The sequence below is a fragment of the Providencia sneebia DSM 19967 genome, from assembly GCF_000314895.2.
GTDB lineage: Bacteria > Pseudomonadota > Gammaproteobacteria > Enterobacterales > Enterobacteriaceae > Providencia > Providencia sneebia.
Window position 1 is genome coordinate 359565 of the sequence record NZ_CM001773.1, and the last position, 14445, is coordinate 374009.

Sequence of the window (14445 nt, forward strand, 5' to 3'; positions counted from 1 at the left end):
TTATAACCCCCTACGTTCTGTTCTTTCTTTAATCACAGCTGCCTTTTCTTTAGTTTTTTTTATTAACGCAATCTGTGACTGAAAAATAGACCTTAAATTAGACCTAAAGTAAACTTTAAGGAATCGATAAATATCTCTATTTGTCAATCCAATATCTAATGATGAAAAATATAGCCCAATTAAATCTTTATCTCTCCAACGTTTAGGAACTTTATTTCTTATTTGTGCCCTATGCAGGTCAATAATATAAAGTTTTATCTTCCCATCAGCGTTATAAGTATTTTCATCTAATAAAAAGTGGCAAAGATAGCAATCTCTATGATTTAATCCTGATGCATGCATAGCCGAAACGACAGAGGCTAATTCTTGAATAAATTTAAACTTAACATTAAAACTAGGCTTATTTGTATGCCAATCTCGACAATAATCTTCTAAACTAATTGCAGGATTCAAATCTTTAGTAATCAGAAAAGACTGCCGAGTTAATGGATTTATGCCCTTAACACCCACGGCATATGCATCCATTGTGCTGATATTGTGTTTTTCTAAATGCTTTATAGCATTCCATTCTTGTCTAGCATCAAGAACAGGAAGACGTAAACTAACAATATTCTTTAATATTTCAGTTATTGTGATGCCATAGTGGAGCTTTATAAAAAATGATTCACCATCAATAAAAAATTGAAGCGTTCTCCGGTTTTTAACATGGCGATATGTTTCACCGGTGATTAAATTCACCTCATGAAAAGGATCTTTGCCTTCCCATAATTTATTAAATGGCGACTTACACTCTATCATTAACATAATCCTCAATATAGTTTACAACTTGAGCAGGCAAACTATACAAATCATGGCTATTAGAAAATTCAATCGCATTATTTCTAAAATCTTTTAAAGCGTCTACGTCAGTCAATATTTTTTCTAACGCTAAGTTAAAATCTATTTGTGAAAATGGTGATGAAAGGACAATACCACTATTTGAATCAGTAATATAAGAAGAATAACCACAAATATCAGTAATAATTGAAGGAACACCCGCAACGATAGCTTCTATAAGAACAATACCGGCAGCTTCTTGTCTTGCTGGATGTAAAAATAAATCTGCCGAAGCTAGAAATATATTGACGTCGTCACGTGAACCTAAAAATGAAACCTGTTCCTCAATATGTAGTTTTTTAGCTAACTCACTGAATTTTTCAATTTTATCCTGACCTATTACATAATAGATAATATTCTTTCTTATTGATTCAGGTAAGCTTGCAATTGCTCTTAAACTTCTATCAACACCTTTACGGGTATAATCAGAGCCAATCTGAACAATAACAATATTTTGATCAGACAAATTATGTTCTGTTCTAAATTTGTGTCTTATCTCTTCAGATTTCTCATTCCATTTACGATCTAAAGCAATACCGGGAGGTAATAATTTAAATCGAGAATCCTGAGTATGATAAATAGACTTAAAATCTTCAATTTGTTTATCGGTCAACATTAATAATAATGTCTTATACTCAGGCGAAAATACCGCGTTTTCAAACGCGCTATAATGTTGATATCTTGGTAACAACTTCGTCAAACGCCCTCGTTTTTTAGCGGCGAAGCAAACATCTGCTGCATAATAAATATCCAAGCCTGGCATTTTATTAAACCCAAAAACACAATCTACTGCTCTTGTTTTTAAGTCCTGACTCACCCATTTATAATAATTTGTGTTTCTTGTATGGTTAGTAAAGCCTTTTTTAGGTACTTTGATTATATTAACACCAGAAGGTTTTTCACCTTCCCAAGACATAACATATATTATGACTTCATAATTGCGTTTTAGACATTCTTTAACTACGTGCAAAAAATCGCGTTGTAATCCGCCATAAGGAAAAAATTTATAAAGGCAAAATGCAATTTTCATAGATTACCTTATCTTTAGCTTTGATTTTTGTTTTGAAAAAAAAGAATCTATCTTTGCATATTTTATTTTTATTTTTTTAGATGTAGACATTTTAAAATCATACTGTTTAACTAGATTCATAATTTTATTCGCGAGTTTGTAAAATCTCTGATCATAAAAATAATATTCATATGTTTTTTTTAAGTAGGTTCTAATCAAAAATGTTGTATTGACTAAATACAGAAAAAACAAATGCTTTTGTTTTACGTTTGAAGTTTTTTCTATAAAAGAAATTGCTTTATCTGTAGCAAAATAAAGATCATCAATATCATATTCATTTATATCATGAGTTATTGATTCAGTATTTTTCTCATAGATATATAATGCTTTCGGTATATGCTTTATTGATTTAGCTTTTATATAAACATAGGGTAATAAAATCACATCCTCATATCTACGATGTAGTTCAAACTGTTCATTTTCCCATAAAACTCTTTTATATATTCGCGAAAAAAGATGCCAATAGGATACACGGAATACATCTTCAATATGATTAGTTTCATTACTCGGCATCATGACTTTATTTTCATAATGAAAATCGAAACTAACAATATCATACTCTAATTTAGATATGACCGGCATTATAGATTCAAAATAATCTGATGATATATTATCATCGCTATCGATAAATCCAATATAAGTACCCGTCGCATGACTTAGTCCTGTATTTCTAGCGGCAGATACACCAAAATTTGTTTCATGCTCGATAACTTTAAATTGATTTTCTTGATGAGTTTTATTTAAGGCATGTCTAATTATGCTCACTGTATTATCTGTTGAGCCATCATTAATAATTAATATTTCTACATTTTCAGGTATAACTTTTATTATACTATCTAGTAATGTAGCAATATTTGATTCTCTATTAAATACTGGGATTATCAAACTAAGTAAATAGTTTTTTACTTCATTATTCATTTTGCTCATCCCTTGTTATTTTTCTTGAGAAAATATACATCATTATGCAAGTTATTACCCACATCAATGTCATATTTCTGCCATAGAAAATCATATCACTCATACCATATGCAATAGTCGCAATTGAAAATACAAACATATAAATGCTTTTATTTTTATATGAAGTATATATCAGCGATATAATCAAAATAAGATATGCGAGAGCACCTAAAATACCTTTCAAAGAATATAAATCTATTAAATCATTATGTAAGTGTACATTACTATATTGTATTGATGACTCTAATTTTTTATCTGTGAGAACTTGTAACCTCATGCTCTCATCTCTTGACTCTATAGATTGGCCTAATAAACTTTGATTTCCCGTTTTCATTCCCATTTGGAACATAGAAAATCGTGCACCAATTGAGGTATTACTATTATTTTGTGAATATGCATTTAAATCATAAAAAATAGCATTATAGCGCTTAATAAAAATATCTTTATTTAGAAAACCGACTATAAAAAAACCTACAACAATCACTATCATTATATTTTTTTTGTTTTTTATTTTTTTTAAATCAAAAAACAAACATATTAATAATAATATGGGAAACATAATAATAGCAGCTCTTGTTCCAGTTAAAAAAACCAGATAATACATAAATATTGCAACCGCTAATTTTACAAATATATGTAATTTAGGTAATGATAAAAATGCGATCATCAGAAATGTGAAGAAATAAGCAGTCAGCGTTGCGGGCATATTTACGCTTAAACGGCCGCCAATATAATAAGAATGGTCAAAAAATAAAATCATAACCAGTAAAGATAAAGCAGGTAACAAATAGAGAGGCCAAAAAAAACGTTTAGGCCGTAAATTTAATGAATTAACTGCAATAATAACAAACGACATAGCTATCAACAATTTACCAGTCTCTTTATATGAACGGTATGTTGATAAAAATTTTGGTGACTCACCTTGCTGTATATATGCCCAACATAATGTTATTACACCAAATAGTATCAATGCGAGAGAGAAAAAATCAAATTTTATTTTTTTTCTCTTATATGCGAGTAGAATTAATGATCCTATAGAGATAAGATATAAAATCTTTTCTGTATATTTAGGTTCCCAGATAAATATAGGAAAACTTAATAAGCATAATATCAATAAGATATTTGAGACTTCAACTTTTGGCATTACATCTCCAGTAATATAATATTATACTGAAATATTCATAGGTAACATTTTTTCTGTTGCTTTAATAACATCAGAAGCAGGAATGATAGAAAGATATTTCTTCGCTCTGTCTAATTTATCCCTTGTAGGCATATCTTCATAATCCCCAGCCCAGAACTGCACCATATTATCACTCCAAGGCCGCCAAAAAATATGATTAGTCGCACCAAATAAGCAGATAATCGGCGTTTTTACTGCGGCAGCAATATGCATCGGCGCAGAATCAACACCAATAAATAGGGCTGCATGGGCAATTAAAGCGCCTAACTCAGGAAAGGATGTCTTACCTGCTAACTCAGTAATTGGCTTAAATTTACACTGTGAAGCAATATTATCGATACATTCAATATCTTCTTTGCTTGGACCCGATGTTAAAACAACCTGATATCCTCGCATGTATAGCGCATCAATGACTTGAGAAAATTTTTCGTCATCCCAACATTTAAAAATTTGCCGCGCTGTCGGTTGAATTACAACATAGCTGCTATGCACTCCGAGCTCTAAAAGCTTGGTATTTATCGCTTTCCAATCCTGTTCACGATATGACATCTTTGTTGTTTTACAGATTTTCGTCAGACCTAGGGGCTCTAGAATTGACAAATTGTTTGTCACAACGTTATCACCGTGCATTTCGACTAAGTGAGTAAAACTATTATTCCAATATTTAGATTTTCTATGGTGAATGAGTTGGCTCAGCTTTACTGGGGCAGGAATATGGCGAACAAGCGCTGCAACCATCCATTGATCTGCTAAGTTCACTATTAAATCGTACTTATTACGGCGAAGTGTAAATAGTAAACTTAGGAAATTACACGCCTTACTCAGCCCATTACTCTTCTTGCCTTTCATACCATACAAAACATGAATATCACTATTGGCCGACAAAATAGGGATTGTATCTTGATAAAGCAATACATCAATCTGTGCATCTGGATAGTTTTGCTTTAATGTACTGATGACAGGCGTCGTCAACAACATGTCCCCATGAAATCGCATCTTAATAACAAGAATTTTTTTAAACTGTTTATTCACCAGACACTCTTTAATTATCTCTATATCCTAACTCACATGTATTTCATCAAAGTAACAAGCTTATCTCTGACCATAACCTTGCTCATAATGATGACACTTAAAGTATGACGGAATATACGCAAAATGACATAGTTTTTTGACAAAAACTGAGGTCATTAATTCAAAGAATAATTGATATGTTACTATTTTAGGAATAATCGATATACTTTGAGATTCAAGATTAATCAATTGATTGATTTTTATCATAAAAAACCCAGCCGGAGCTGGGTTTTTTATACGAAAGCGAAAATTATTTAATTTTTGCTTCTTTGTAGATCACATGCTTACGAACAACTGGATCGAATTTTTTCATTTCCAGTTTTTCTGGCATTGTGCGCTTGTTCTTCGTAGTGGTATAGAAGTGACCAGTACCTTCAGAAGAAACTAGCTTGATTTTCTCGCGAATACCTTTAGCCATTTTTTAGCTCCTTAGTACTTCTCACCACGGGCACGCAGTTCAGCTAGAACAGCATCAATACCCTTTTTATCGATAATACGCATACCTTTAGCAGATACACGCAGTGTTACGAAACGTTTCTCAGACTCAACCCAGAAACGGTGAGAGTGCAGGTTTGGCAAAAAACGACGTTTGGTCGCGTTTAATGCGTGTGAACGATTATTACCGCTCATTGGACGCTTGCCAGTAACTTGGCAGACTCGTGACATGTCTATTCTCCAAAAATCTAATCAGCTCGAGCTTTTTTGTTCCGGGTATGGCCGCCTCGTCAGGCTTAGGAGCCCATCTCAGCAAACTTGTTGACTAAAAGGTTGTCATTATCTTAGTAAAAAAATTTACTGAGATAGGCTCTTCTTGCCAAACCCAAGATCCTCAAAGGTGGCGTAGTATACGCTTTCAATCGTTTCCACTCAAGCCCAATGCGGCAAAAGTTGTCATTTTTTAGTCAAAAATAATTTTATAGCCATCCTCTTTCAAGGAAAGACACACAATCTTTATGTCCGACAACAAAATGATCAAGTAATTTAATGCCCATTAAACTGCAAGCATCTTGAATAAGTTGCGTTACATGCTTATCTGCTGCACTGGGCTCTGGATTACCAGAGGGATGATTATGAGCCAATATGATAGCACTTGCATTCATTTTTATAGCAAAACGAATAATTTCTCGGGGATGAACCTCTACACGATTGATCGTTCCCTTAAATAATTCTTCGTGACAAATAATTTGATATTGATTATTTAGAAATAGAACTTTAAATACTTCACGCTCTTGCCCCGAAAATAGCTCAATAAGTCTCTTCTTTAATAAATTCGGTGTTGATATAACATCTTCGTGCAGAATATGATTTAAACCATTAATAGATTGATAAATAACAACTTAATTAACATTATTTATTTTAATTACTACTAAATTAACTACTAAAATATTTTGTAGCGTAGAGAGTTGCAAGGAGGGGGCAATGCATTAGAATTGCAATTTACTTTTATGAAATTACTGTGTCACATACGTCACACTTGTCACATATACTTATATAGATATATAAATATATTATTTATTATATAGTTATACTTTACATTCACCCGCGATATGTGGGACACAGCGCGTGACACGATGTTTTAGCGCTGTCACTTTATTATTTAGCAGTCCTCGGAATACTTGGATACATTTGACCTGTGCTTTTCTGTACCAGTTGAGTGTAGCTTCTAACTATACTAGATACTATTTTCAGGGAGGGGACATGCCGATAAAAGCAATTTTAGATGGGGAAGAAATCCACTCATTCACTTTTAATGAGAGGGAATGGGAAGAGTTAAAAGACTCATATAAAAAGCGAACTCTCGTAATGTCGTGCTGTGGACATGGGGCCATACCCAAAACCAGTAAGCTAAATAACTTCCATTTTTCGCACAAACCCAAAAGCGATTGCCAGTATGCAAGAGAAAGCCCAGATCACTTATACCTGAAATTTTTAATTGCAAAGTTAGCACACAAAGCTGGATGGTCTGTTACTACAGAACGCTCAGGCCAAACGCCAACAGGTGAGCAGTGGATAGCGGATATCTACTGCACTAAAAATAATGTTCAACTGATATTTGAAGTGCAGTTATCACAACAGAGCATGGATATATTCAAAGAACGACAGGCTAAGTACATAGCGTCAGGTATTAATAGAGTTCTTTGGTTACATAAATTGAGAAAAGGCAAAGAATTTTATTTTCGTGATATCTGTACATCATACGACTTACCTATGTTCGGCCTGCTGCTGGACGAAAATAATAATTACTATCTGCCTCAATTCTCGGTTTCAGTAGAGCAGTTCATTACTGGTGTTTTAAATAAAAAGCTAACTTGGCATCCCCATGACAATTCGAAATTACAAGCTAAGGTTGTTCCGTACAAAGAGGAATGCTGGCGGTGTGGGAAAGAAACTAACATTGTCCGAGGAATAGGGATCCATTCACTTGATGATGTAGCTCTAGATTTTATCTCTTTTGGTAACCAAGATTGCAAAGACCTTATACACAAGCATATAAGTAATGAAGTTCTAAAATCGCATGGCATAGGCGAATTAAAGCAACGTTATAGTAAAACTGCGGGAGGTTTTTACCTTTCTAATGGTTGTAAATATTGTAATGCGTTACTTGGTGATTTTTACTTGCCGAACTCCCCCCTTGAATACCGGAGTAATAAGTATAAATCTATAGCTACTTTCACATTTGATTATCGTGGAAGGCCTTTTATAAATCAGAATTGGTATTTTCAAGGGCTGAGGGCAAAACGAATATAACCATGCAATTTTTAACATGGTTCAAAAACGATACCACCTACTCAGGCAGGGTTATACTACGAATAAAATTGCGTAAGCCGCTCGTTGATAGCCTCTAGGTTATATTCACGTACATCGATATCAGCCATAAGATGCTGGTGGATCTCCGCTCTATCTGGGTTACTCGGTGTACACGCTTCTTCTAGCATTTCGGTATAACCCCAAATACCGCCAGAGTCCTCAACAGGACACGTGCCCTTACCTTTTACACATAATGCAATAGGTGAGCTATCACCCTCTGCAGGTATGACCGCCTCTAGTAAAATAGTGTGTTCCCAATAATCGCCAAAGTCATACACGTAAAGGCATTTATCCTTTTCTTTGCGAAGTAACATCGTGAGTGGAACATTGGTACTATCTTTCAAACTCGAATCGAAGAACTCATCTAACTCCTCGCCATAACGCAGGTTACCCTTTTCGAAGCAATACAGATGATAATTCCCCCACCCCATAGCGATTTGTATGACGTGATGGAGTTCATTTAATGCAATCGTACTAGGCACTATCAAACGTCGCCATACGGGCGGTTTCGTGTCGTTCAGCGTGATTTTAATCTGGTACATTGCCTGCACTTTTCCCATTCCACCAGCCCCCATAATTTAACTTGTTGATATGGTTAGTAACCTAGTTTTGGGTTACGGATATAACTATATGATTTATATAATGACTCGCTTTTGAGTCATCGTTAACCCATTGATAAAACTTAATTATTCCGTTTCGGGGAAATCAATTTTAACTCATTGAATTTTCTAGTAACGCAAATTTGCGCTACGGGTATCTGTATGATTTTACTTAATTCCGGTGAACCAACGGAATCAGTCTTAACTATATGATTTTCAATATGAACCAAAAACGGCACCATCAATTTAAGGTTATGTGCGAAAAAATGATAAGCCCATTCTAAGAAACATTTAGGCTAGGTAAAGCCTGAGTAGGTAAAAAACTGCAACTTATGCGAAATTAAACTCTATAATGTGAAAATTACACCATTAATTTAAACAAAGGTATCAATCTATGCGTAATGCCTTGGCATTTTTAAGCGTACTGTTTTTGGGATTTAGCTCTATGGCGTATTCAACGCAAACAATCGTATTTGTTCGACATGGTGAGAAGCCAAATAATGATAGTGGGCAATTAACCTGTAAGGGGCTAAATCGTGCGTTAGCCCTGCCCGATGTGCTCATTTCTCAGTTTGGTAAACCTGATGCACTATTTGCCTCAGCACCCAAACAGAATAAGCTAGGGAGTTCATTACGCGCGGTTCAAACGATTACCCCAACGGCAATAAGAGTATCCTTACCTATTCATCTGAATTACCATGCCAAAGAAACGAAAGAACTACAAAAGGCACTATTCAGTAAGCAATACGAAAACTCAGTGATTTTTATCGCATGGGAGCATGACAACTTAGTCAAGGCCGCTAAAGGTATAATGAAAAGTGAAGGTGGAAACCCTGACGAGATCCCAAAATGGCAAGGCACCGATTTTGATAGTATCTATGTGTTACGAATTAATCGCGATAATGGTTCAAAAATTATTACCTTTGAACACACGCAACAAGGTTTAAATGGTGTGTCTGAATTATGCCCTGAATAGCATAATTAAGTAGAAAAAAGCCCTGACTCGTATTATCAGGGCTTCGTATTTTCGGGCAGGGGGATATTAAGGTTCAACAGTAAATACCTTTTATGACTTCCATCCTTGGCTAGAAACAGTTGTACGCACAACATCATTAACAACCTGCTGTACTAGTTCTGTATTTGCGGTAGTGCTTTCGACATTAGTATACGCATACTCGCCAACCTCAACGGTTAATTGCTTCAACTGTTTCCCCATTGCATCAGGAAGTTCTCCACTAAAACGGTGGTTTAGCGCATCCACTAGAGCCGTTCTGAATGCCTCAGATTTAGTACTGTGGCTTCCAATAAGGCGTTTATCTATCTGTACATTAATATTCATGCTTGTTTTTCCATTTGATTGAGTGCGTTATCGACTAGACTTCGCGCAATTGCATTAAGCGTAGGCGCTAGCTTTAAAGGTGATTTAGTTCGTTCCACTTCTTGTAAAGCTTTAATCCGCTCCATCTGTTCTAAGGTAAGCATTACGGGCTTAAAGTTCGGATTGTAGGCCATTAAATTTACCCCTAATCATTATTCTATATTATGCAATAATTATATTTATTATCTCAAAATTAGCAACAATACCACATAAAAAAGGAATGTAGCTTATTAACAGTGCTAATAAAGGGATCGTGCCATGACAGGCTATAAATGAGGGGTTATTGCTTCCCCCTGCGAATGCAAGGGGATATTAATGCGGCTTTTAGTTATGTTTTTCGTAAATCAAATCTAAGACTTTTTTAGCTACGTTGAAATTCGTCATATCCATAGTACTATCGACATATTTTTCATAGGGCCATTGAATAAATCTTGTCGTTACCGTTTTGGCATTTGCCATATCATTGATAAGTTGGGCGGATTGCTGGTGGCTGTATTGACCTTTTTCGCTAGATTCAGTCGGTTTATTTTTATCTAAGCGGATTAATGCTGTTTTACCGGGGAAATGCTTCGTACCTACAACAACCTTGTAGCCGTCTTTGCTTTTAATTATCACTAAATCGTCTTTCATGATTGCACAGGTATATTCATCGGTCATAGCGTCGGTTTTACAAGCGGTAAGCCATGTCTTGCTATCCGAATATTCTTTTCCAACGATTCCAGAGCCGTCTGTATGTTGTAGGCCTACTGGCACGCCGTCAATAACAAAAGTTTCTTTGAATGATATTTTGTATGAATTAGTACCATAATCGCTATCAATATCACATAGGATCTTACTGTCATTTCTAATTTTGTTAGTTTTAAATACAGATTCAACCAGTAATACACTTTTATTTTTATCTAATGTCACACTAGAAGTATCGAAAGATGCACAATCTAACTGTTTTATTTCAGGAATTTCTTTTATTCTTTTTATTTCTTGTTTTGTTACCTTATCGACATTCGCCGCCATTGAATAAACAGGCAGTAGAAGAACCGTTACCCACAGAAATTTATTCATCACTTCACCCCATAATATTTAGCATTAAAACTATAGTAACGAACTCAGGTTATATCTCAAATAAAAAGGGCAAAGTAGTTTGCCCTTATATGTTTAACAATTAACTACTGTTCTAATAGTTTTCTCGTTTTGCCATTGGTAGCAAAGTCACGTTGAATTTCAGCAACAGCCGCTTTAGCACCCCGATTAGCAGCAACTTTAACCACCTCGGCTAATGCTTTTTCACCATTCCCATAAACCTGAACGGTTTGATTGATAATATAAGTCGCACTTTGCTCAGTACTATTTTCAGCGTTGGTGTTATTGGTCGTGTTATTTGTTTGGCTTGATGGATGGAGGTATTTCATTGCAAATACATCTGGTGACGTACTTCTAGTTAGAGCATCCAGTACATTATCCAGACGAGCCGATGTATCTTTCGTCATCACTCGCTCCCCCTCTTCCAATAGCCAAGTACCTGTTTTAGGCACTCTATCAATACCGCTATGCGCCATACCTGTTAAGCTTAAATTTCCATACGCTCCGGTAGAAAACGCATTGGCACTCGAGCTAGAGGCCGTACTACTAAAAACACCACCGCCACCAAATAGACCTGAAACTGCATTAGTAATCTGTGCCTGAATAGCAATTCGGATTAAGTCTTTAATGATGGACTTAGATAAATCGCCAAAGAAGTCACCAATTGCATCAAAGGCATTTTTAGAATTGGTCACAATATCAGTTAACGCATCAGCCGAGCCATCAGTAATGTTTTGCAACGAGCCAGTGATGAAACCTTCCGCTTGTTGGCTATAATTGCGAGCATTATCGACATAATTTCTAAGCCCTTCCTCAATCCCGTTTTGCCAGTTAAAACGCAACCCATCTATTTGTGCTTGGTGAACGCGCATCATATCTAAGCGCTTGCCTAGCTCGTTTTTAATCACTTGCGTTTCTTTGTCGTACTGTTCTTGAGTAATGCCAGTTGATTTGTCGTTAAACTGCTTAGTCAATTCTTCCTGTTTCTTCAAATATGCATCTTTGAGCCTTAATTCTTCCTGCAACCGACCTCTAGCAAGTGTCCCCATGCCCGCTCCTTGAAGCTCCATATTATAGGCACGCTGAGCCTGTGCGGTTTCTTCCATGAGTTGCTTGTTATAGGCGGCTATTTTGACTTCGGCTTCGCGATTTTTGATGTACTGCTCTAATTGAACATTTTTATCAAATTCAGCGTTGATCAAAGCTTCATTAGCAAGCAAAGATTTTTGGTCGGCAGTAAGTCGCTTTTTCCCTTTAATTTGCTCTATTTCATCAAGAAACTTAGCGCGAGCTTGTTCTTGAGAGCCCAGTTTATCATTTGTCTTACTTTGTAGTATTAAAACTGCGTGTTGCTCTTTCAGGCTTCCGATGAGCTTTTGAGCTGCTGATTCAGAATATGTTGCTGAGGCTTTTGAATCTTTTAGAGACTGCTGTCGCTTTTGTTGTTCGTCAAACTCTATACCTGCTAAAATACCAGCTCTATCAATAGTTTCCTTGATATAACCTTGTCTTTCAGCGTAATACCTAGCCTGAGCCACCGCCCTAGCCCTATCGTCTTTAGCTGCTATTTCTGCACGTTTCTCCATATCCTTTATGTATTGTGCCGCATCTTTCCCCCCATACGCATCCTCTGGTGTGGGTGTCGTCATCATTTCAACATCAAGATTACGCTTCGCGTCAGCCGTTGCATTCATAAAGTTAATCGCTGCGCCTAACGCATTAGCATAACTACGGGTATTTTTCGCCGCTAACTGGAAAGCTTCATCAGCATTATTAAGCTTGGAATTAAGATACTCCTGCGCGTCAGCCGCAAACTTCATCGTTTGCTCTAATGCTTTGGTTTTGGCCTCTAACTCTTGGGTTTTCTTATCGATTTTTCGTTGGACTTCCGCCAGCTTATCCCCGTCATTACTGACTAATTTATAAGAATCACGTAACCCCATTAAATCAGCTTTTAGTATCCCAATTTCTTTTTGTTGCTCAACAATGGACTCATACGCCTTAGCGATGCTTCCCCTTAATGCGCCAGCTGTCATTTCATCAAAACTATCCCTAAGCTCTTTAATGCTATCTGCAAAGGCTAATGCTTCCTCCCGGGCTTGCTGAGATTTTTGATAGAAATAATAAATTGCCCCACCAGCTAACATTGCCGCGCCTGCAGGCCCACCTATTAAGCTTAATGCGCTTTTAGCTAAACCCGATGCCGATGTGAGTCTTGCTTTAGCTGCGGTAAGTTCATCTGTTGCTAAGGCTTCCGCCTTAGTCAGTGCGGTTAGATTCGCGGTTTGATTAGCTAATTGAGTTTTAAGTGAAATACGTTGAACTTCCGTTGTGGCTGCTGCTTGCTGTGCCTTTGTAGATTCGATAGCAGCTAGTGCCGCCGCTTTATCATTGCGAATTTGCGCTAGTGTCGCTTTAGATAAATTAACCTGCTCGTTAGCTAAGCGTTGATTTGTGAGTACTGCGCTAGCGGAACGTTTTGTCGTATCGTAAATGCTATTCGATAAATTACCAAAGTAGCGAGCGGCACCAATACCCACAATGCCGGTTAATACCGTGGACACGGAATCAAAATTATCACTGACTGTTGCTAACCCTGCAGATATCGCTCTTGTTATACCTAAGCTTTGATTTAACTCACCATAGTAAGCCTTTGCGGAATTGGTCACGCGAGTAAATCCATCGGCAACGGTATTATCCATCGAGTCAGCCAGCGCATTATTAGCCTCTTTTGCATGTTGGGTCGCATCAGCGAGTAATTTAAATGATATTTTGCTCTCAGCCCCCATTTTTTTAACTTCATTTTCAGTAACTTTTATGCCGCCATTCGTACGCTCTAATTCTCGGGCAATGTCACCTAATAACGTTGGTGCCGCCCGCATAATCGCGTTCCAGTTATCCCCGGCAACCGTGCCGGTGATCATTGATTTAACAAGCGCATTATTCGCACTCTCAACAGCCATTGCGCTGGTGGCATTTGCGGTAAATGCAGAAGAGAAGGACTCAACATAATCGATAGTTTGCTGAGTGCTATAACCCAACTCTTGCATAGACTTTGCAGCACCAATATAAAGCTGTTGGGTAATTTCAATGCTTTTACCGTTGCGGTTACTGATATCTAAAAATCGCTGCTGTATGTTGGCATAGTTACTAATATCACCTTCAACTGATTTCAACGTATTTTTAACTTGTGCGGCAACTTGCCCCCAATCATCAACCAACTTAATTACAGAGGCGATAGACATCGCTCCCGCAGTTGAAGCGGCAAGGCGTTTGAAAGAAAACCCTAAGTTATCCGTTGAGGTTGTCGCATTTTCACCTTCACGCGTTAGGCGCTCTAATGATGAAGCTAAAGTATCTGTAGTTTGTCTAGCTTTCGAACTATCAATAATAATGGCCAGTCTTGATGTTTGTTCCGACATTTTAT

General features: G+C 36.6%; 14 protein-coding genes and 1 pseudogene. 2 read left to right on the plus strand and 13 right to left on the minus strand.

Going from position 1 to position 14445, the window contains the following annotated elements:
- From rfaP to radC, 8 genes and pseudogenes are all read right to left on the minus strand, one after another.
- Positions 1–798: a lipopolysaccharide core heptose(I) kinase RfaP gene (rfaP, locus tag OO7_RS01330; protein ID WP_008914159.1), complete on the minus strand. Its 798-nt coding sequence runs from the start codon at positions 796–798 to the stop codon at positions 1–3.
- Complete coding sequence (locus OO7_RS01335) at positions 785–1906, minus strand: glycosyltransferase family 4 protein (protein WP_008914160.1); 1122 nt, start codon at positions 1904–1906, stop codon at positions 785–787. Before OO7_RS01335 ends, rfaP begins: the two co-directional genes overlap by 14 nt.
- A 3-nt stretch (positions 1907–1909) precedes the next feature.
- Positions 1910–2863 (minus strand): glycosyltransferase family 2 protein, encoded by a 954-nt coding sequence (locus OO7_RS01340; RefSeq protein WP_008914161.1) that lies wholly within the window; start codon positions 2861–2863, stop codon positions 1910–1912.
- Positions 2856–4046 carry an O-antigen ligase family protein gene (locus OO7_RS01345; protein WP_008914162.1) on the minus strand — a complete coding sequence of 397 codons (1191 nt, stop codon included), beginning with the start codon at positions 4044–4046 and terminating at the stop codon, positions 2856–2858. Before OO7_RS01345 ends, OO7_RS01340 begins: the two co-directional genes overlap by 8 nt.
- Positions 4047–4067: 21 nt before the next feature.
- Entirely contained in the window at positions 4068–5117 is a 1050-nt protein-coding gene (gene rfaQ, locus OO7_RS01350; protein ID WP_008914163.1) for a lipopolysaccharide core heptosyltransferase RfaQ, read from the minus strand.
- 289 nt (positions 5118–5406) lie between these two features.
- A complete protein-coding gene (gene rpmG, locus OO7_RS01355) occupies positions 5407–5574 on the minus strand; it encodes a 50S ribosomal protein L33 (protein WP_004924244.1) in 168 nt (55 codons plus the stop codon).
- A gap of 11 nt (positions 5575–5585) precedes the next feature.
- A complete protein-coding gene (gene rpmB, locus OO7_RS01360; RefSeq protein ID WP_004924239.1) occupies positions 5586–5822 on the minus strand; it encodes a 50S ribosomal protein L28 in 237 nt (78 codons plus the stop codon).
- Between the two features lie 248 nt (positions 5823–6070).
- Positions 6071–6454, minus strand: a pseudogene (radC, locus tag OO7_RS01365) (RadC family protein); the annotation flags it as partial.
- A 400-nt stretch (positions 6455–6854) separates the two neighbouring features.
- Here radC and OO7_RS01370 point away from each other — a divergent pair.
- A complete protein-coding gene (locus OO7_RS01370) occupies positions 6855–7904 on the plus strand; it encodes a competence protein CoiA (protein WP_008914165.1) in 1050 nt (349 codons plus the stop codon).
- A 56-nt stretch (positions 7905–7960) separates the two neighbouring features.
- On the opposite strand, the gene OO7_RS01375 is transcribed toward OO7_RS01370, so the two are convergent.
- Positions 7961–8539, minus strand: coding sequence for an IS1096 element passenger TnpR family protein (locus OO7_RS01375; RefSeq protein WP_052329011.1), 579 nt, complete (start codon positions 8537–8539; stop codon positions 7961–7963).
- Between the two features lie 418 nt (positions 8540–8957).
- On the opposite strand from OO7_RS01375, the gene OO7_RS01380 reads away from it, so the two are divergent.
- Positions 8958–9539, plus strand: coding sequence for a histidine phosphatase family protein (locus OO7_RS01380; protein WP_008914167.1), 582 nt, complete (start codon positions 8958–8960; stop codon positions 9537–9539).
- 90 nt (positions 9540–9629) lie between these two features.
- Here the strand turns inward: OO7_RS01380 and OO7_RS01385 are convergent, their stop codons facing one another.
- The 4 genes from OO7_RS01385 to OO7_RS01400 form a co-directional block, all read right to left on the minus strand.
- On the minus strand, positions 9630–9902 hold the full coding sequence (locus OO7_RS01385; RefSeq protein WP_008914168.1) for a hypothetical protein: 273 nt from the start codon (positions 9900–9902) through the stop codon (positions 9630–9632).
- Positions 9899–10075, minus strand: coding sequence for a hypothetical protein (locus tag OO7_RS16915; protein WP_008914169.1), 177 nt, complete (start codon positions 10073–10075; stop codon positions 9899–9901). The genes OO7_RS01385 and OO7_RS16915 overlap by 4 nt, the downstream gene beginning before the upstream one ends.
- 190 nt (positions 10076–10265) lie before the next feature.
- The gene (locus OO7_RS01395) at positions 10266–11000 is read right to left on the minus strand and encodes a hypothetical protein (RefSeq protein WP_008914170.1); all 735 of its coding nucleotides are present in this window, start codon (positions 10998–11000) and stop codon (positions 10266–10268) included.
- A gap of 104 nt (positions 11001–11104) precedes the next feature.
- Positions 11105–14440: a phage tail tape measure protein gene (locus OO7_RS01400; RefSeq protein ID WP_008914171.1), complete on the minus strand. Its 3336-nt coding sequence runs from the start codon at positions 14438–14440 to the stop codon at positions 11105–11107.
- Between the last annotated feature and the right edge of the window lie 5 nt (positions 14441–14445).